The following is an 18,460-nucleotide window of genomic DNA, read 5'->3' as shown; positions in this document are numbered from 1 at the left end:
AACTCCTAAACTCCCCGTCCCCCAATGGCCCCGCATCCACTCCTCCACACATCCGTCTCCGGCTTCCGGCTGACCGAGTTTGTCGGGGCGGGGGGCATGGGAGAGGTGTTTCGGGCGCAGCATCCGGTGAACGGGACGGCTGCAGTCAAGGTACTGTACCGGCCGGAGTTTGTGGCCCGGTTCCGGAATGAAGCTTATGTTCAGGCATCGATTTCGCATCCGAACATTGCCGCCCTGTATGAATACGCTCTCGCGGGCGACCGCCCGGCGCTGGTCATGGAATGGGTGGACGGACAACAGCTCGACGATCTCATCCGGCGGAAGGAACGGCTTGGCAACAACGATGCCCGGCAGATTCTGAGCCAGATCGCCGGGGCGGTGGCCTTCCTGCACCGGTCGGGCATTGTCCACCGCGATCTGAAACCCTCCAACATTCGGGTCCGCCCGAACGGCCAGGTGAAGCTGCTCGATTTCGGAATTGCCCGCAGCCAGTATTCTCCCCGGCTGACGCAGGTCGGTCACGTGGTGGGAACCTCCGAATACATGGCGCCAGAGCAGTTTCGCAATCAGGGCGGACTGCCGTCGGATGTCTGGTCGATGGGGGTGCTGCTGTATGAAATGACTACCGGTCATCTGCCGTTCGATGCGGCTCACCCGGCCGCTCTGCGCCGGTCTATCGAGCGCGGACAGTTTACGAATCCCCGGCTTCTGAATCCGGCCCTCTCCCCGCAACTGGCTGCGCTGATGGTCGATTGCCTGCAAAACAATCCCGCCCGCCGACCCACCGCCGAAGCGATCGTGGAAAGGCTTTCGGGCGGGGATGCGGGCGGAACGACCCCCCACCGGGAGTCGGGTATCGTTCTGAGGGCGAGAAGGTTGCTGGATCAGGTTCCGGTTCGGCTCTCTTACCTGCCGGCGGGAGCGGGCCTGGTGTTGGCCGTCCTGTTCCTGATCGGCTGGGGTAAAAAGCCGGACGGGACGAACACTACGGAAACCGGACCGGCCACGCGGTATGAGCAAATCGAGGTGGAGGTGGTCAATGCCGATTTTGATCTTCAGATGATCCTGCCCGACGGTTCGGTGCAAACCCGGGAACCGTTCATCGTCAGGAGAATACCCGGCCGCGCCGTGCCGATTACCATCCGTCACCGGGGAGCTGAGCAGCAGTTTGTCATCGATCCTGAAGTCAGGCAGTTATACAAGTGTTTTTTCGACCGGTAGCCCGATCCGACCCCCATAATCGTATGAGAGATTTTTTAAAACGCCTTTTCGGAGCCAGAACCCAGGCGGGACTTTCCGAAACGAAAGACGAAATGGTCCTTCCGGCCGATTCCGACACCATGGGCTCTCCGTCGGCTGCGGATCTCAACGCGGTGGTGGTTTCCGACCTCGGCAACGTGCGCCGGAACAACGAGGATACCGGACTGTTTGTCCGGCTGGCCGACGAGGGTCTCCGCCGGTTCAAGGGCTATCTGCTCCTGGTGGCCGACGGCATGGGCGGGCACCTGGCCGGAGAGGTCGCCAGCCAGATGGCTGCCGAGATCGTCAGCCGGGAATATTTTCAGCACCGTGATACGACCGAAAAGTGCCTGATGCGGGCCTTTCAGATGGCCAACCGGCAGATTTTCGAGGAATCACGCACCCACGAGACCTTTCGCGGGATGGGCACCACCTGCACCGCCGTGGTGGTGCAGGACCAGCAGCTCTTTTTCGCCCACGTGGGCGACAGCCGGGCCTACCTGTTCAAGAACGGCCAGATCGTTCAGCTGACCGAGGATCATACCTACGTTCAGGAGCTGCTGCGGATGGGGGAGATCACCGAACAGGCCGCCATCACCCATCCCGAACGCAACGTCCTGACCCATGCAATGGGAACCAAAGCCGACATCCGGATCGACCTTGGGCGCTGTGTCCTGCCCTTCGATCCGGGCGACCGCCTGCTCCTCTGCTCCGACGGGCTCTACGAATATTGCCGTGACGAAGACCTGGTCCGGATTCTGGGCCAGGTCAGCCTGCCGGAAGCTGCCGAGGAACTGGTCAGGACGGCCAAAAGCCGGGGCGGTCATGACAACATTACGGTGGTCGTGGCCGAGCGCACCCTAACGGGGAACGACACCCCGCCCAGCGAGACCCGGGAAATCGAACTTCCGTTTACCCGTGATATCGAATTACCCTGATGCAATCTCTGAAACCAGCCATGAAGGGCCGACTGATCCACCATTACCGCGTTGAATCCCTGCTGGGTGAGGGCGGCATGGGCACCGTCTACCAGGCGACCGACACCCTGCTCGAACGCCCGGTAGCCGTTAAGATGCTGCATACGCACCTGGTGAGCCAGGGGTCGTTTATGGAGCGATTCCGCAATGAAGCCCTGATTCTGGCCCGGCTCAATCACCCCAATATCGCGGTGGTTTACAACTTCCTTCAGGACGGTTCCGACTACTTCATGGCGATGGAGTACGTGGAAGGCGAAAGTCTGGAATCGCTCCTCCGCCGGGCGGGTTCGCTGCCGGCACCGGTGGCGGCCGAAATCGTCCGGCAGGGGCTGGAGGGACTGGCGCACGCCCATCGGAAAAGTATCCTGCACCGCGATATCAAACCTGCCAACCTGATGCTGACGCCCGAAGGGGTGATTAAACTGATGGACTTCGGCATCGCCCGCGTCAAGGGCGAACAGCGGCTGACGCAGGCCAACCGCATCGTCGGAACGCTCGAATACATGGCCCCCGAACTCATCGACGGCCAGGAACCGTCGGCGGCTTCGGATCTGTACGCCATGGGGGTGCTGCTGTATGAACTCCTTTGCGGGAAACTCCCTTTTGCCAGCCGGACCGACTATGAACTGATGCAGGCCATTCTGCGGCACAAACCCATCCCGCTCCGGAAACTGAACGGACAGGTCCCGAAAGAACTGGAGGCCATCGTGCAGAAGGCGCTGGAGAAAAATCCGGAAAAGCGGTTTGCCGACGCCAAAGAGTTTCAGCGGGCTCTCCAGCCGTTCTACTCGCAGGCGCCCGTTCTGGACCCGACCCGCATCGTTCCGTCCGTTCCGGTCACGGAGGTGCTGGATATGAAACCCCGCCGGCAACTGGATGAGATCCGGAAAAAAGCCGTCCCGCTCACCCAGGCCCGGCAGGTCATGGAAGCGGCCCGAACCCGGTTTCGGAATAGCTGGGAGTTGGTCCTGGCGGGCGCCCTCACCCTCGTGGCGCTGCTATTTCTCGGATTACTATTGACCGACCGCACTTCCGAAGGCGACGCCGTTTCGAACAAGGGCAAAACCGCTGCACAGCCGGTTTTGAAATACCGGAAACCCGAAGAAAAGCGCGAAACCCCAACTTTTACGGCCACTCTGCCCGCCGAAAAACCGGCTTCCGGGCCGAATGATCGTCCGGTACCGGAAGAATCGCCCGCCGAACCGCCGACGAAAAAAACCGTACCACAGAAACCCGCGGCCCCCGGCCCGGCCTCCGGAACTCGCTCCGCCGGGCGGCCGCAGTCCGGGTCGCAGCCCCTCGAACCGCCCGTTTCTTCGCCGACTGAACCTGTTCAAAACGAGCCCGTTGTGGCCGAGCCGACGCGGCCGGAGACATCCCGGCGGTCGGTGGCCGTCCGGCGGCTGCCGGTCAGCCTGACCCTGCTCGACAATCTGTCGTCTGCCGACGCCCGTGAAGGGCAGGCCATCCGCTTCCGGGTGGCCGGGCCGGTGATGAGCGGGGGAGAGGTGGTCATTGCCTCAGGCGCCACCGCCTACGGGGAAGTGACCCGGATCCGGCGGGCCGGCAATGAGCTGTTCCGAAAAAAAGACCTGCTGGAATTTCGCATTCTGACGGTCGATGCCGTCAACGGGCAGCCCCTTCCCCTGCGGTCGGCCACGATCAGCGAGGAATCCAAAGGGCAGCCGGTGGTGTTTCGGGCCGGTCAGTCGTTCGAAGTCCGGACCGGCGACGGCATCATCACGTTTTAACCCTTCAACTCTTTTCTCCCATGCGACTCCATCGATTTACGCTTCCCTTTTTTCTGAACCTTGTTTTGCTCCTTCCGGCTTTGGTTTCGGCCCAGACCGCCATCCGGCAGCGTTCTTCCACCGAAGGGTTCAGCCTCGGACTTCAGGGCCATATGCTCGGCTGGTCATCGGATTATTTTCAGTTTCTGGATGAAAACTCCGGCAATGGATTGGGGGGCGGACTGCGGGCGGGCTTCGGGCTGACCCAGCGGCTTGAACTCTTCGCGCAGTATGACGCCACGAAAATGAACATCGACAACGTGGATGCCGAGTCCTTCCGGTTTACAACCCTGACGGGCGGTGTCCGCTTCAATTTTTCGGCCACCACCCATGCCCTTCGGCCTTTTGTGGAAGCCGGCTATGCCCGGCGGACCGGCAAGATCGATCAGGTCATCAACGGCAACACGTACGACAACATTCTTTTTCGGGGCGGGTCGGCGCACCTCGGGGCCGGGCTCAACTATTTCCTCTCGCTGCCGGTGGCGATCACCGTGAACGGCGCTTTTCAGGTGGGAGGGAAGTCGGCCATCGACCTGAACGGGGCCGAGTCGGGGGATAAAGCCGACGTGTCGACGTTCCGGATTTCCGCCGGGATCATCGTCAATCTGAGCGAACTGTTCTGAGAAAAACAAAGGGGCCGCCCGAAGTGGACGGCCCCGGTCGGTCAGGAGACTGCTTCTCTGGCTTTTCCCCAGCCGTTACCGACCAGTTCCCGGGCACTCCGGATCGCTCCTTCCAGTTCGGGCAGCCAGTTGTCGGGGTGGACGCGGTTCCGCACCCGTTCGGCCACTTTGTCATCACTGTAGGCCACCGCCAGCGCCACGCCCGCCAGGGCCAGGGCGGCAATGCCCAGCCCCCAGGCCCAGGCCGCCGACTTTTCGCTGCCGTCGGGCTTCAGATCATTTTTGGGCGTCATGTTGTACCGCATCATGCCGGCCAGGGCTTCCTGCGGGGCCACATACGACATCACCTCATACGCCTTGTTGACGATTCCGCCCGGAATGACTTTGTGGGCGCCCTTCATCAGCGCCTTATAGGCGTCGCGGGCCACCATTTCCGGGTCGTCGAGGTGATCGGTTACCTTGACGTCCGGTGCACCGGCCCGGTTGAAAAACTGCGTATCCGTCGCGTTCGGCAGCAGGGCCGTTATCGTCACCTTCGTGTCCTTCAGTTCGTTGATCAGCGACTGGGTGAAATTGTATACGTACGCCTTGGTAGCCGCATAGACCGCCATCAGCGGCATGGGCGTAATAGAAACCAGCGAGGCCAGGTTCAGAATTTTTCCTTCATTTCGGGCAACCATGTCCTTCAGAAAGAGTTTCGTCATTTGGGTGGTTGCCAGTACGTTAAGGTGAATCAACGCCTTCTCGCGCTCCCAGTCGGTTTCCGTGGCGAAATGCCCATAGAGACCCGCACCGGCATCGTTGACCAGCACATCCACCGTAATGCCCCGCTCCTTTACCTGATCATACACCTCTTCGGCGGCATCTTCTTCGGAGAGGTCTTTCGTGATCACCACCGATTCCACCTGGTGCTGTTCCCACAGCCGGCCGGCCAGCTGGTTCAGCGCTTCCGTGTTTCGGGCCACCAGAACGAGATTGAAACCGTCTCTGGCAAACAGTTGGGCCAGTTCCTGGCCGATCCCGCTTGAGGCTCCGGTAATCAGAGCCGTTTTTCCGTTGTTCATAGCGTTGAATGATTGATTGACGAAAAATTAACTGCGCAAAGGGCCGGAAGGTTGTCGATTTTGGCTCATAAAGCGATCAATGAGCGCCCAGAATGAAAGGAACGCCGTATTTTTTCGACCGAACGGACGCCGGCCGGCAGCTGGCGGAGCGGCTGGCCGCCTATGCCGGAGGGCCGGAAGTCCGGGTGCTGGCCCTGCCCCGGGGCGGAGTTCCGGTGGCTTATGAGGTGGCGGTCCGGCTGGCGGTGCCGCTGGATGTTTTTCTGGTCAGGAAGCTGGGCGTTCCGGGTCAGGAAGAACTGGCGCTGGGGGCCATCGCGACGGGTGGGGTACGGGTGCTGAACCGCTCCGTACTCCGGTCGATGAACATCCGTCCGGACCAGATCGAACAGATTGCGGCACACGAACAGCGCGAACTGCACCGGCGGGAGCTGGCCTACCGGAGCGGCCGCCCGCCGGTGCAGATCACCGGTAAGACCATTCTTCTGATCGACGACGGGCTGGCGACCGGGGCTACTATGCGGGCGGCCGTCGAAGCCGTCCGAAAGTCGGCCCCGGCCAAAGTAGTCGTGGCGGTGCCGGTCGGGGCTGCGGATGTCTGCCGCGACTTCCGGCGGCTGGCCGACGCGGTCGTCTGCCTGGTCACGCCCGAACCCTTCTATGGGGTGGGGATGTGGTATAAGCAGTTCGGACAGACGACCGACGAAGAGGTCCGGGCGCTGTTGAAACAGGCCGAAGCCGGTTCAGAGAACACCTTCTAACGCCTTGAAAAACCGGTCCGGCGTCTGGATGTGCGGGATATGGCCCACGCCTTCCAGTTCGATCAGCCGGGCGGACTTTATTCTTTTCGCCGTTTGCCGGCCCAGTTCCGGATAGTTTCCGTGCCGTGCCTGCTCCGCTTTCGGCAGCAGTCCTTTGCCGACGACGGTCCGGTCTTCCTGGCCGATGATCAGCACGGTCGGCGGAACGAGCCGGTCGAACTCGTACACCACCGGCTGTTCATAAATCATCTGATAGGTAACCGCATTGCTCCAGGCGACGGCCTCGAAGTCGGGCGATTTCAGGTCGGCGGCCTGCACCCGGGCCAGGTCCTCGTATTCAGGTTTCCAGACCGGATAATAGGTCTTCTGGTATTGCAGATAGGATTCGTAGGTGGCGGCTTTCTCCTTCCCGTACTGCTGCTCGATGGTCTGGTACGGCACAAACGTTTTGTAATCCTCCAGCCCGATGGGATTTTCCAGAATCAGTTGTTCGACGGTTTCCGGGTAGAGAAGCGAAAACCGGGTGCCGAGCATACCGCCCATCGAATGGGCCAGGACCGTGACTTTCGGGATGCCGAGCGTGTCGAGCAGTTTCCGGGTGTTGAAGGCCAGCCGATGAAAGCTGTAGTGAATGTCGGGATGAGAGGATTTCCCCCAGCCGACCTGATCGGGCACCACCGCCCGGAAGCCGCGGTCGGTCAGCCACCGGATCACGGCTTTCCAGTAATACCCGTTGAAGTTCTTGCCGTGCAGAAGCAGCACCGTCCTTCCGTTGGGTCGTTCTGGCCGGACGTCCATATAGGCCATCCGGGCTGGTTTGTTCTCAATGGTCAACGCCAGATACCGAACCGGAAATGGGTAGGTGACTTCATTTCCGGCCTGAGCATGGGTCCGGAAGGGCAGGAGGCAGGAAAGAAGCAGGAGAAACAGGAGAGTACGCATGGCGGTCGGGAGTTCGGTCAGGCTGTAAACTACTGTCCGGGAGGGGTTGTTTGTCCGGCCGCACCGGCAGAAACCGGAAGCCGTCCTTTCCCTTTACCACTCGACCCCCGTTTTTTGCCGCTAAAGTACTATGTATAGCAAGGTACCTTAGAATGCTATTACCTTTGATTCATCAATCGGACGAAAAAAGCCGAAACAGCCGAACGAACACACAAACAACACAAAACAACAATACGATGAAAACCTTACTCGCTTCCGCCCTGATCGCCCTGACGCTTGGTACTTCTTCCAGCAGCTTTGCCGGCGACAACAAAGAGACCGCCGAAACCAAATCGACTTTCCGGTCCGTGATTTATCCGGTGAAGAACACTATGAAGGTGAGCGTCAACGTCAGCAAACCTAAAGACAGTCGGGTGGTCATCCGGGTCATGGACCTGAACGGTCAGACGATGGCGGTACAGCGGCTGCCGAAGTCGGATGAGGTCAACAGTGTAAAATTCGACCTGCAACACCTGGAAGACGGTGTGTACAAGGTCGAGGTATCGGACGGCCATACGAAAGAGGTAAAAACGGTCAAGGTGCAGACCAGCACCCCGCAGGTTGAAACCACCCGCCTGGTAAGCATGAATTAAGACGGATTCCGTAACCCAAAAAAAAGCCGGCCATCAGGCCGGCTTTTTTATTTGTTGAGCAGGTCGGCGATCAGATAGCCGGCGGCCGTGAGAGGGTTCTCCTGCGGATCATGATGGTTGAACAGCACCACGACAGCCAGATTCTTTTTTTCCGAAAGACAGAGAATGGAGGAGAACCCGCCGGTGCCGCCGGTTTTCAGCACACCTTCATAGGCCGGGTCGGTCAGCTGCCAGCCCAGGCCGGTGACGGTCGAGCCGGAACGAAACGACTCCCGGCGCGTGAGCAGTAGGGTCTTTTCCAGATCGGACTGCGGGGGGCGCAGGTGAGCCTGAGCAAATTTCAGCATATCATCGGGCGAAGCCGTCAGGACGCCGGCGCCGTCAAAGCCGCCCAGATCGTCCCAATACGGCATTTCATTTCCCTTTTCGTCATAGCCTTTCACCCGGCGGGCCTGTTGGTCGGCGGAGAGGGTCACGCCCGTATCGTTGAGGCCCATCGGCTTCAGGATTTTTTCGGTCATCAGTTGCGCGAAGGGCTTCCCGGTGGATCGTTCCAGCAGGAGTCCGGCCAGCCCGAAAGCCATGTTGGAATAGATATAGGTGGTTCCGGGCGCGGTTTTCAGACCGTTTGTTTTAATGAAATTGTAAATGCGGGTGCTGTCGTAATGCCGATAGGGCTGATTTTTGTCGAAGCCCGGCCCGAAAGTCAGGTCACCGATGTCCTGGTCTTCGGGCAGGCCGCTGGAGTAATCGAGCAGTTGGCGGAAGGTCAGGGGACGGCCGTCCCGGGTTAGTCCGCCGCCCAGGTCTTTGGGCAGAAACGGGGCTGTTGGGCTGTCGGGGGAGAGGCCTTTTTCCCGAAGCCAGGTCGCCACGAGGGCGGCCGTAAACGTTTTGGTGATGGAGCCGATTTCGAAGATATGGTTCCGGCCGGGCAACTGGCCGGAACCCCGGGCCGTTTCGCCGTAACCGTAAAAGGTGGTTTTCCCGTCCTGATAAATTCCCACGACGGCACCGACGCTGCCGGCCGTTTTCATGAGGGGGCGGAGCCGGTTATCGACGGTTCTGTCGAGGTCGGACTGAAGGGGATTGTCGGTTTTTACATCCGGGCGGGTCGTCTCTTTTTCCCGGCATCCGGCCCAGATGGCCAGCAGGAGGAAGGCGCAAACAAGCTGTTTAAACATACATTGGAAGGTTGGTCTGATTGTCCGCTGTCTTGATCCGGCTTTCGCCGGCGGAGATACCGAACAGGGATTTTGGAAAATGACCGCTAAAAAGCGGCTTCACCCCCGGGTTTTTGACCGGTGGTCGATGGACTCAATGAACGGAGGGACGGGGAGGAACCTTTCCGGGGAGGAGAAAATTTTGTTGGAAGCCGTAAACCGATTACATTCACATTTCGGTTTAGGGAATATTGACTCCGTAGCTCAGTTGGTAGAGCAACTGACTCTTAATCAGTGGGTCGACAGTTCGAACCTGTCCGGGGTCACTTGAAAGACAGCCACTTAGCCTTTTAAAATGGCAGGTGGCTGTTTTGTTTGATACACCTTTTGAGACACAATTTTTGTGCCCCCACTGCTTGCAGTCTATCTTTTGGCTTATAGACCTAGTAAGTTACATGTATAATATTTATTAGTCTTCACTACTTCTCTCTTTTAACTAAGAAGATTCGGAGTTCTAACTGTGGCGAAACCGGAAACTTGGCTCTCTGACTATGAGGCTTCTACCACATCCTTGATGGCTTGAGCAAATTGCCTGGCGTCCTCGTAACTGGGAATCGCTTTAGATTGAAGGTAAGGAGACCAGCCAATCACCTTAGAATTATTGTAATTGCCAAGATAGATGTTAAATCTGAATGCATGGCTCTGACTGTTTGGTTTAAAGAAAGCCACTTTTTTTACTAACTGAATACCTAAAAAGTCTTGTAGAGCACTTACAACAGTATTGCCATTTAAGAAAATTAAATTGAAGTCTTTTTCAAGTAAAGAGATTAAAAACGGTAAATCGTTTTTTAGTAAAATCTGCCGCTGAGTTTCGGTTAAGGAACTCCACAGTGGAGTAGTTGCCCACTGTACCACATCTAAATGAACTGTTGAGCCATTGTAGTAGGACAACCCGAACAGCTTAAGAAACTCATCATATTTATTGAACCAACCTTTGTAGGGCCTGGTCTTGAAATAGTTTTTGCAAAAGTCAAAGACTAGCTTGGCCTCTGCCTGACTTAGTTCCTCAGAATCATGCCTGTTTAGTTCTTTTCTTGAGATTAGCCGTTTTTTGCCTCCAGTCAAAATTGTGGTCTTGTTGTAGAACTCGCAGTGGCTTGGGTTAATTGAAATGGTACAGGCAGATGCATTGTCAAAATCTCCAAAGAAAGCTACTGGAGTGGTGTGTGGGGTAATTGACAAATTAGGAGGTATACTTTGGCCAAGTCGATTTAAGATTTTATTAGTCATTGGGCAAATGTTTAATTTGGGTATATAATTACTGTATTCTAAATTATTTTTCCCCTATTTTAGGGTAAATACTTTGGGTATCAAGGCAAATTATAAATCAATCCTTTTTATCTTGATTAAATTTTTTTATGGCATTTCACTGTGCTTGCCAACAATTTTGGTGTGCATAACTAGGTCATCATAATAAGCTCTTTGTGTTATACGTAAAATTAAATCATCGATTTCTTCTAACTTATTATCATCGACTGCTTTAATCCAACTCGGCAACTGCTTAAAGTCCTTAATGACCAAATAATCTCCAATTCTTAGCTCATTGGCAAAATCTTTCTCAACATATAGTCTTCTGCCTTCCATAGGATGTTTACCTTCGGCATCTTTATCTCTCATTTCACCAATCCAGATCCATACCCAATTATGTACTCTCGCTAATTGTTCTGCTTCCATATGAATAATGCTGATTTTGAATTGCTATCAATATAGTGCCATTAATTATTTGAAAAGGGGCGTTGTCGAGAATTTAATTCAAACACAGGTTCCGCTTCGCTCTTTCCAACAAGCGCCAGGCGACCTCCGACCTGATCAGCGAATAGAAAGGTTGGGGCAAAAGCTACGTCGAGATTGCTGCTAAGTCGAATGCGTACGGCTTCAAAATACCTCGCAGCCTTGTGTTCCACCCTCCCAAGAGATGCGGATGACCTGTAGGAGAACGATCTGGCATCCTGAAGAGTGGTAAACCTTTTTCATCCACATGAAAATCTGCATTTGGTGTCGGCGAACAGAAGAACAGACGTCATTTCTAAAAAAGGCTCACACCATCCCGCAATCGTTGGGAGGAATCCACATCTGTACGAACGTATGCGATGGTTGTAATGCCTACTTCGGTTCGGCTACAAGTGGGAAGCCTTCGATTGAGGCCGCACTAAAAGAGGGCTTGAACCTTTCACGATTCCATATTTTAAATTCTGTAGGAACTGTGGGCCGAGGCCACCGGGCCGGCCGCTACAAATCCACCTATTTCGACGTAGACTTCACTAAGGAGAAGCATGAATTGAAGTTAAAAGCGAAGTATTTTGTATTAGGTTCTTTTCAGCAAACACTCACCCGGCGGTTCAAACAAGGCCTGTACAAAGTCTTTTTAGAGGAAACAGAGCGCCAGCGTGGGGTGCACTCGACGACCGTTACAACTTTATTCGGGAGTTTGCCCGATACGATCTGGGAGATTACCCCTTGTTTCATTTTGAGAGAGATTTCAGCGCGATGCCTATTGTAAATGAGCTGATCATCTCGCCTCAGATCTTGATGAATGAGAAGCAGCAATACCTCTTGGAAGATTACGGATTCTTTGAGTTCGAGTTACTGGGGCACGTGTTTTCAGTGATGACTCTAAAAAGAGGGGACCTCGCTTTTGATACGTATATCCGTAAGAGTCTCGCTATTAAACAACCGTTTTTCAGTGGCTACCGCACAGTAAGAACATACGACGACCTGGATATTACGTTAAACCGTGCGTTTAGCAAGCGTGGGTGATTCCAAAACATGGCTCAGTCAAAATTATTAGAACTTCAGTTTTACTACTTTTATTTAAGAAGGTTGGACGAACAAAGCTTTCGCATTACCACTTAAGCCCGTTAACGTCAAATTCAATCTGCCGTTTCCCCTCTTTGTAAAACTCTACTTCAACGACAATCTTTTTGGCCTTTCTGATGCGTTTTAAAATCGCCTGCTCAGATTCGAAGAAAATAATATCAGAGCTGTAGTCTGCTGCTGGTAGGATGCCGAATGTAACCGGTTTGCCTTGGTCAAAGCGAATGCGACAGGTGCTTTCGTCGTATGTATTGGCAATAAACTGCCCTTTGCTGACACGAAGGTACATATCTGTTTGCCCCCCTTTTCGGCGTATGGTAAAGTAGGCAATTGAACCCCCTTGGTACGGAAAATCAAACTCCAGTACCTCCTTAGCAGTTGATGTAGCGGTTTTAATCCGCGTCCCCATCTTGTCTTCATCGTTGCTGTAGTCCCAGTTGGAGACAGCGTTAACATCAACTCCATTCAGGCGCTCCGCTTCCAGCCGATGTTTAGCGCCTGTAGCCGTATCAGGTTTTGCACTTCTTCTTGCAGGAGATTTGTATTCTTCCCGGGTCAATTGATGCACTAACAAAATAATGAGGTTTAAAAGGACGGCGGCCAAGACCAGATACCACCATTTAAATCTGCGTTCAGGCTGTAAAGGTTGATTCTCCATAGGACAGTGAAAGGCAAAGGATTTGCCGGACAATGTACCAATGTTCATGCCAGAATGTCAACCATCACTATAGGCTGTTCTTTCTATTTTGGATAAAGCCGGGACTTTTCTTCTTACTCTTTTCAAACTTCTTACAAGCCCTCTAATTTGCCGAAAGAAGGCCGGCTGAAGCCTAGGCGGAAGACAATTAGTAGGAGTTAGCGAAAAAATAAGTTGTTTTCCTGACTGCACAAGCTACACTTCCTACACTTTTTCGAGTCTCGATTTTCTGGATTGCTATAGAGCCGACTTCCAGAAAGGATGATAAATCTCATCACCCCTTTGCAGCAACCTGTAACGATTTGTTACACCTTCCACCTGTAAAGATTCAGGGCCAAATCTTTACGCATTCTGCAGAGGTGTAAAATATCCTTCTATGTGGTGAATGGTATCCACTGATATAGACACCCTTAAGAACCTATTGTTTTTCCAAAAGTGGTAGTGGGGCACCTGCCCGGTGAAGGGGAATCAAGGTGAGATAAGTCTGGATAAAAAGTGTCCCAAATCTGATAACATATGTCCCAAATGAAATAGTAACTAACCGGTTAGACCAGGTATTTTCCGGGCTTAAACCTGTCCAACCCATGTCCGCCTTTGTACCGCCCACCCATGACGGCTATTTTGCCTATCACGCACAACGTTATAAAACCCTATTGGAACTGATTGACCGGCACTCGGTTCCCGAAGCCCGGATCCTCGACATCGGTCGATCGCCGTTCGTCACTTTGCTTCACGAGCGGTTGGGGCGCAGTGTCGATACGATGGGTTTTGAACCGGAAGGGCAGTATCCGGAAGGGTTTCACTACAGGTATAATCTGAATGATAGTCAATATCTGGAGCGATGGCGGAAGGATTTGCCCCAATACGACACCATAATCATGGCCGAGGTCATTGAGCACCTGTATACCTCCCCGTTACTGGTTCTAAATTATCTAAGATCCCTTTTGAAAGACGGCGGGATCCTTATCGTGCAAACACCCAATGCGGTCGCTCTCCACAAGCGGATTAAGATGGTGGCCGGCCGTAATCCCTATGAGCAGATCCGGACAGTGCTGGTGAATCCTGGCCACTTTCGGGAGTACACGGCGGCCGAGCTGCGTCAGATCGGATCGGATTTAGGGTTGAAGGTGGTGGAGATGGTCTTTGGGAACTACTTTGATTACCGGTACCGACCGGTGGACGGGCATCATCCCATGAAGCCGGCCGAGAAGCTAGGGGCTATCAACTGGCTGTTCCGGTTTTTGCCCGGGCAGTTGAAGCCGGGGATAACGATGGTTTACAGGAAATGACAAGTTAAGAAGTTCGATACCAGCTCCACACCATGAAAACCCTTTATCCTTACCTTCTGCTGCTACCGGCTGGGGTAGGAGTGTACTATGCCCTTCGCTGGGTGCATCGCAGCAATCTGCGGGAAGTTGAGCATGTAGATTTGTTGGAACGAGCGGCCGCTCAGGCTACTACGCCCGAGCAAATCCGGGCGGCGCTCCGCATTGCAGAAGAATTGCTCAATCGGGTGATGCTGCCTGGCAGCGAGGGACGGGTCTTAGACATCCAGCGGGAGTTATTAGAACGACTAAATGGTCTGAAAAGTTGAAGTTTTTAATCACATTTAAAACTAAAATGGAAAAGATATGCGCTTAACAAAACACCAAGAATAAAAAGCCTTGTCCTTCCAATCAGTACTGTTCTTAGCTATATACATTTTAGTTAAAATGAACGATACATTGGCGTGGGAATTTACCACTTAGACTTCCCTATGAAACTAAGTTTATATATATCGATTGCTTTTCTGTCACTTCATTTAGTCCAGGCACAGGATATTCAAGTGACCCTTCAACCCAAGACGCCCCTCCTTGCACAACAGATCAATGGCTTCTCGCTGCACTGCGATTTCTTATTTGAAAATGTCTCTGATAAATCGTTCAACTTACTGGCAATCTGGGCCTGGCTTTATGGGCCTGATAATCAATGCCACGCTATTAAACACCTTGATGCCAGTGCGCTGGCCCCTTCCATCGCTACCTCACCTCAACGAAGGGCGAGCCCACGGTCAACTCTATTGGTCTTTAACCCGTTCTATGCACTTACCAAGGATAAACAGGCCACCAGGCTGGTGTATGAATTCAGCTTTGCTGATTCGACGGGTCATATTGAACTGGTTCGCTGTGAAATCAGGCCAAAACTGTACGAAACCAAAACGCATCTTCAACTCCCCTTAAGCGGCAGGCTGTTGGTATATGACGGGCATGATTTTTATTCGCACCACCGACGCATTGACTTCACCCACCCAGTGGCTAAGCGCTTAGGGCTAACCCAAAATGCTAGCCGTTATGCCTATGACTTTACTCTGGTCGATCAGCAGGGGAAGCCCTACGCTTCTAACCGCAACAACATCAAGGAGTGGTATGCCTACGGAAAACCCGTGAAAGCCCCAGCCAGTGGGTGGGTCATTGCCGTAGTCGATTCGGTGGCGGATAATTACATCGACAAGAAGGGCAATGTCATTCAGGGAGGGCAGCTCTCGTTAGAAAATCCTGCCTCCTTCAACGGCAATTACCTGATCATCGATCATCAAAATGGGGAATATAGTTTACTGGCTCATTTGGCCAAAGGTACGATTTCGGTCAAGCCCGGTCAACTGGTTAAAACCGGACAAATTCTGGGGCAAGTGGGCTTTTCAGGATCCACGGGCAACGCGGTTCATCTCCACTTCGAATTACGCAACACGTCGCATGCCTGGCAGGCGGAAGGCCTACCCAGTAGTTTTATTTTGCAAAGGCGAAAGTTGTTTATGGATACCGGTGATATTCAATCCAATTAACCTGGTTGAGGAACCCATTCTCCAGCCTCAAAGCCATTGGAGGCAGCCCACCGGACCGGCCTGACTGCGTATCCTGATCATTGTTCTTAAACCTATGCTTATTTTTGAAGAGGGGCTGCGCACCGTTTCGCGAGCAGTTCCATTGTCGGCAGTGAGTTGGAGAAGCTGATCTGCCAAAGCATCAACACATCCCAACAGGTTTTTACATGATATACCGCTAGAGTACACTTAGTGGTGAAATACATTGACCACCAAATCCCTGCCGTCTTACTAGCTAGAAAACTGTAAAAGCATTTATAAAGAAGTCTTATGAACTCGGTTGATTATGAGAAAACGAGAGGTTGATCTATGAGATAACGATTTAAGACTCTTGAGAATAGTTTTTACAATCATTAGAGCCTCAAATCTTCCCTAAGGTTCCATAAAGGTTTTTATTAAATCATCGACCAGATAAGGTGTCCCTTTTTTAGCCCCTTGATCAGGTCCTAGAAATGCTTTACTAAAATCGGATGAAACCGCAGCTCCAAAATTAGAGCAAATAATAATAATGGCTTTTTGCTCCGGTAAATAACCGGAATAGTTCGCTGAGCCTATGGTTCCACCTGGATGATAGATTTGGGTATAAGAAGAAGTATTGTTCACAAAGCAACCCAGTAAAGGTCGACGTCCGGTTAATCCAGCTACCTTTTCTTCAGTTTGAAGGAGTTGAAGAGAGGCAGTAGTCAACAAGGTCTGGTCAATAAATAAAGCTTTTAAAAACAAATAATTATCGTGCACCGAGAATTTCATCCCATCGTGCCCTTCATTAGATTTATTGAAGATCTGCTCTTCTTCTGACATATTCTGAAGGGTTTTGTCGCCGTAAAAATCGGCATAGGAGTTAACAAGCCCTGCAGGGTGGTCGAAATTAGCCTCCTGTTTATAATAGGTATTTCTTAAGCCCAACGGACGAATAATCAAATCCGAGATGGCCTGGGCATGACTTCCATATACTTGATCAAGAATCAGCGCCACTAAAATATAATTGGCGTCGGAATAATGATAGGTTTGACCTACTGTGCCAAACGGCTTTTTGTTAAATATAAAGCTAATGTACTCGTGTGATGAGTAGTGTTTTTTAAAGTTTTGTATATAATCAATTAAAAATTTCAATTGGCTGGTAGGATTAGGAATGCCCGAGGTATGATTTAGTAAGCTTTTAATAGTTACTTCATGCCCATTCGGTACCTGATCACACAAGGAAGAAGGAATGTATTTATCAATTTTATCATTGATATTGAGCCGCCCAGCCTCTTGTAACTTTAGAACAGCCACCGCATGGTATAATTTAGCAACGCTGGCGGACATAAAGACATTGCAGGGATGCATCGCCGTTTTGCTTTCGAGCTGCGAGTATCCGGCGGCTCCCACCCAAACACCCTCCGAAGGAGAATAGATCAAGGCGGAAAGGCCCGGTATACCCATATTAATGTACTTCTGGAGAACGGCCTTGTACCGACTGTTTTTTGGATGCTTGGCGCTGGTCTCGATTAAGGCAGGGTCACAATTTGGCGGCGATACAACTGGAATATTTTCACTACAACCCGTCAAAAAGAATGCGTAAACAAATACAAGAGAGGCTCTCTTCATGAATTTTCTAATTTTAACTTGCCCCAATGAGCTTTGAAAGTAATTATTAAAGGATTTGTCCTAACGGAAAGGATAATAATTGACACCCACATGCAAGTTGTTGTGGGGGATAAGTGGAATCTCGTTAGTAAAAGGAGCTTGTAAGCCCCATGCGTAACGGAAGTAAACATCGAATGGTAGATTCAACCGTTTATGAAGACTGTAACCAAGCATCACGTTAATGGTACCTTGGTACGATCTTCGTCCTGTTTTCTTAATGCGCTCCGCCTCTCCTTCAGAATTTATCCGGTAATTTGGTTTTGTATCATAGGTAGTTAGTGCACCGAGATTTAAGCCGAGGCTAGCCTGCAAACCATTGTGAAATGCATGTCGAAAGTTTAAGCCCATATACAATTGAACGCCTTGATTCACACTTTTATGATGATAATAATTAAGCCCTAAGCTCTGGTACCAGAGTGTTTTAGCTCGTTTCCGGAGTGGAAAGTTATAGTCTGCGGCTATCCCCGGGTTATAGGGCATCTCAAATGGATTTGACATAGGCAGATTATACGTGTGGTTATAAGTGGAAACCGAAAAAAAACGATATTCTTTTAAGGACCGCAGGGGCTTATCTGCTTGAGAAGCAAAGCTGTCTAAAAAACACAAAGCTACTAGTGACATGATGGTGAGGCTCATAAAAAAGAATTAATTATCTGAGAAAGTGAGCTGGTAATTACCGAACAAGGAGTTGCCTCTGATGTTAGCCATGCTATTAAATCAGGCAAACTTCAGTCTCGGTATTCCTTAAATGAGTGGTTATTTTCTGATCTGATGATATAGTACTCCCAAAGCAATTCATCTCAATTTAAGATACGAACTACTTAAAATTGATTTTGACCTTTCTGATAGAGGATTGGGACAGGAGCACTATGAAATTATAAACCAATTTACAGGCAGTTAGACCAATAGGTGCTTACCTTCTGAAAAGCTGGCTGGATCCAGTACTCGGCGGACTGAATTTACAAAACGACTTTATCATTTAGCTATAACTCCACGGTCAACCCCGGTGGAAAGAGTCGCCCTTGCTAGTTGCGGACCCTTTGTTTAGAAGGCTGTCAAAAGACGGCCTTCAAGACCAGGTGCAACGGCCGGGTAGAGGAAGTGAATCAAACTACCTAACTGGATTGGCCTAAACAGGTTATCTGGTTTCAATTTATAAGGGATTAAAACTGCAGGCCAATGTCTAACCCCTAGCCTAAACTGAATCTG

At 52.0% G+C, this 18,460-nt stretch carries 18 protein-coding genes and 1 tRNA gene; 11 read left to right on the top strand and 8 right to left on the bottom strand.

What is annotated here, in order from left to right:
* Window positions 1-24: 24 nt before the first annotated feature.
* From DX909_RS24220 to DX909_RS24205, 4 genes are read left to right on the top strand one after another with little or no spacing between them, the layout of a single operon-like run.
* The gene (locus DX909_RS24220; RefSeq protein WP_128547825.1) at window positions 25-1,221 is read left to right on the top strand and encodes a serine/threonine-protein kinase; all 1,197 of its coding nucleotides are present in this window, start codon (window positions 25-27) and stop codon (window positions 1,219-1,221) included.
* Between the two features lie 23 nt (window positions 1,222-1,244).
* Window positions 1,245-2,177: a Stp1/IreP family PP2C-type Ser/Thr phosphatase gene (locus tag DX909_RS24215; protein ID WP_128547824.1), complete on the top strand. Its 933-nt coding sequence runs from the start codon at window positions 1,245-1,247 to the stop codon at window positions 2,175-2,177.
* Between the two features lie 20 nt (window positions 2,178-2,197).
* Window positions 2,198-3,967: a serine/threonine-protein kinase gene (locus tag DX909_RS24210; protein ID WP_164851385.1), complete on the top strand. Its 1,770-nt coding sequence runs from the start codon at window positions 2,198-2,200 to the stop codon at window positions 3,965-3,967.
* Window positions 3,968-3,987: 20 nt separating this feature from the next.
* Window positions 3,988-4,629, top strand: a complete 642-nt coding sequence (locus DX909_RS24205; protein ID WP_128547822.1) for an outer membrane beta-barrel protein — start codon at window positions 3,988-3,990, stop codon at window positions 4,627-4,629.
* A 41-nt stretch (window positions 4,630-4,670) separates the two neighbouring features.
* Here DX909_RS24205 and DX909_RS24200 read toward each other — a convergent pair whose 3' ends face one another.
* Window positions 4,671-5,693 (bottom strand): SDR family NAD(P)-dependent oxidoreductase, encoded by a 1,023-nt coding sequence (locus DX909_RS24200; protein WP_128547821.1) that lies wholly within the window; start codon window positions 5,691-5,693, stop codon window positions 4,671-4,673.
* Between the two features lie 92 nt (window positions 5,694-5,785).
* On the opposite strand from DX909_RS24200, the gene DX909_RS24195 reads away from it, so the two are divergent.
* Entirely contained in the window at window positions 5,786-6,454 is a 669-nt protein-coding gene (locus DX909_RS24195; RefSeq protein ID WP_128547820.1) for a phosphoribosyltransferase, read from the top strand.
* Here DX909_RS24195 and DX909_RS24190 read toward each other — a convergent pair.
* Complete coding sequence (locus DX909_RS24190; RefSeq protein WP_128547819.1) at window positions 6,437-7,396, bottom strand: alpha/beta fold hydrolase; 960 nt, start codon at window positions 7,394-7,396, stop codon at window positions 6,437-6,439. The genes DX909_RS24195 and DX909_RS24190 overlap by 18 nt on opposite strands.
* Window positions 7,397-7,632: 236 nt before the next feature.
* Between DX909_RS24190 and DX909_RS24185 the strand changes: the two genes are divergently transcribed.
* Entirely contained in the window at window positions 7,633-8,028 is a 396-nt protein-coding gene (locus tag DX909_RS24185; RefSeq protein WP_164851384.1) for a T9SS type A sorting domain-containing protein, read from the top strand.
* Window positions 8,029-8,075: 47 nt separating this feature from the next.
* Here the strand turns inward: DX909_RS24185 and DX909_RS24180 are convergent, their stop codons facing one another.
* Window positions 8,076-9,212, bottom strand: a complete 1,137-nt coding sequence (locus DX909_RS24180) for a serine hydrolase domain-containing protein (RefSeq protein WP_128547817.1) — start codon at window positions 9,210-9,212, stop codon at window positions 8,076-8,078.
* A 232-nt stretch (window positions 9,213-9,444) separates the two neighbouring features.
* Between DX909_RS24180 and DX909_RS24175 the strand changes: the two genes are divergently transcribed.
* Window positions 9,445-9,517 (top strand) — tRNA-Lys (locus tag DX909_RS24175).
* A 223-nt stretch (window positions 9,518-9,740) separates the two neighbouring features.
* On the opposite strand, the gene DX909_RS24170 is transcribed toward DX909_RS24175, so the two are convergent.
* On the bottom strand, window positions 9,741-10,481 hold the full coding sequence (locus DX909_RS24170) for a hypothetical protein (protein ID WP_128547816.1): 741 nt from the start codon (window positions 10,479-10,481) through the stop codon (window positions 9,741-9,743).
* Window positions 10,482-10,607: 126 nt separating this feature from the next.
* Window positions 10,608-10,925 (bottom strand): hypothetical protein, encoded by a 318-nt coding sequence (locus DX909_RS24165; protein ID WP_128547815.1) that lies wholly within the window; start codon window positions 10,923-10,925, stop codon window positions 10,608-10,610.
* Window positions 10,926-11,229: 304 nt separating this feature from the next.
* Between DX909_RS24165 and DX909_RS24160 the strand changes: the two genes are divergently transcribed.
* Window positions 11,230-11,751: an HNH endonuclease gene (locus DX909_RS24160; RefSeq protein ID WP_128547814.1), complete on the top strand. Its 522-nt coding sequence runs from the start codon at window positions 11,230-11,232 to the stop codon at window positions 11,749-11,751.
* 342 nt (window positions 11,752-12,093) lie between these two features.
* Here the strand turns inward: DX909_RS24160 and DX909_RS24155 are convergent, their stop codons facing one another.
* Entirely contained in the window at window positions 12,094-12,771 is a 678-nt protein-coding gene (locus DX909_RS24155; protein WP_128547813.1) for a hypothetical protein, read from the bottom strand.
* A gap of 575 nt (window positions 12,772-13,346) precedes the next feature.
* On the opposite strand from DX909_RS24155, the gene DX909_RS24150 reads away from it, so the two are divergent.
* From DX909_RS24150 to DX909_RS24140, 3 genes are all read left to right on the top strand, one after another.
* The gene (locus DX909_RS24150) at window positions 13,347-14,051 is read left to right on the top strand and encodes a class I SAM-dependent methyltransferase (protein WP_128547812.1); all 705 of its coding nucleotides are present in this window, start codon (window positions 13,347-13,349) and stop codon (window positions 14,049-14,051) included.
* A 32-nt stretch (window positions 14,052-14,083) separates the two neighbouring features.
* Window positions 14,084-14,356 (top strand): hypothetical protein, encoded by a 273-nt coding sequence (locus DX909_RS24145; protein ID WP_128547811.1) that lies wholly within the window; start codon window positions 14,084-14,086, stop codon window positions 14,354-14,356.
* 162 nt (window positions 14,357-14,518) lie between these two features.
* Window positions 14,519-15,583 (top strand): M23 family metallopeptidase, encoded by a 1,065-nt coding sequence (locus DX909_RS24140; RefSeq protein ID WP_128547810.1) that lies wholly within the window; start codon window positions 14,519-14,521, stop codon window positions 15,581-15,583.
* Window positions 15,584-15,994: 411 nt separating this feature from the next.
* Here DX909_RS24140 and DX909_RS24135 read toward each other — a convergent pair whose 3' ends face one another.
* Window positions 15,995-17,212 carry a serine hydrolase domain-containing protein gene (locus tag DX909_RS24135; RefSeq protein ID WP_128547809.1) on the bottom strand — a complete coding sequence of 406 codons (1,218 nt, stop codon included), beginning with the start codon at window positions 17,210-17,212 and terminating at the stop codon, window positions 15,995-15,997.
* A 60-nt stretch (window positions 17,213-17,272) separates the two neighbouring features.
* Window positions 17,273-17,887 (bottom strand): hypothetical protein, encoded by a 615-nt coding sequence (locus DX909_RS24130; protein ID WP_128547808.1) that lies wholly within the window; start codon window positions 17,885-17,887, stop codon window positions 17,273-17,275.
* Window positions 17,888-18,460: the final 573 nt, after the last annotated feature.

Origin of the sequence: Larkinella soli, from assembly GCF_003703975.1 — a bacterium.
Lineage (GTDB): Bacteria > Bacteroidota > Bacteroidia > Cytophagales > Spirosomataceae > Larkinella > Larkinella soli.
This window is presented reverse-complemented; position numbering and strand designations above follow the sequence as displayed.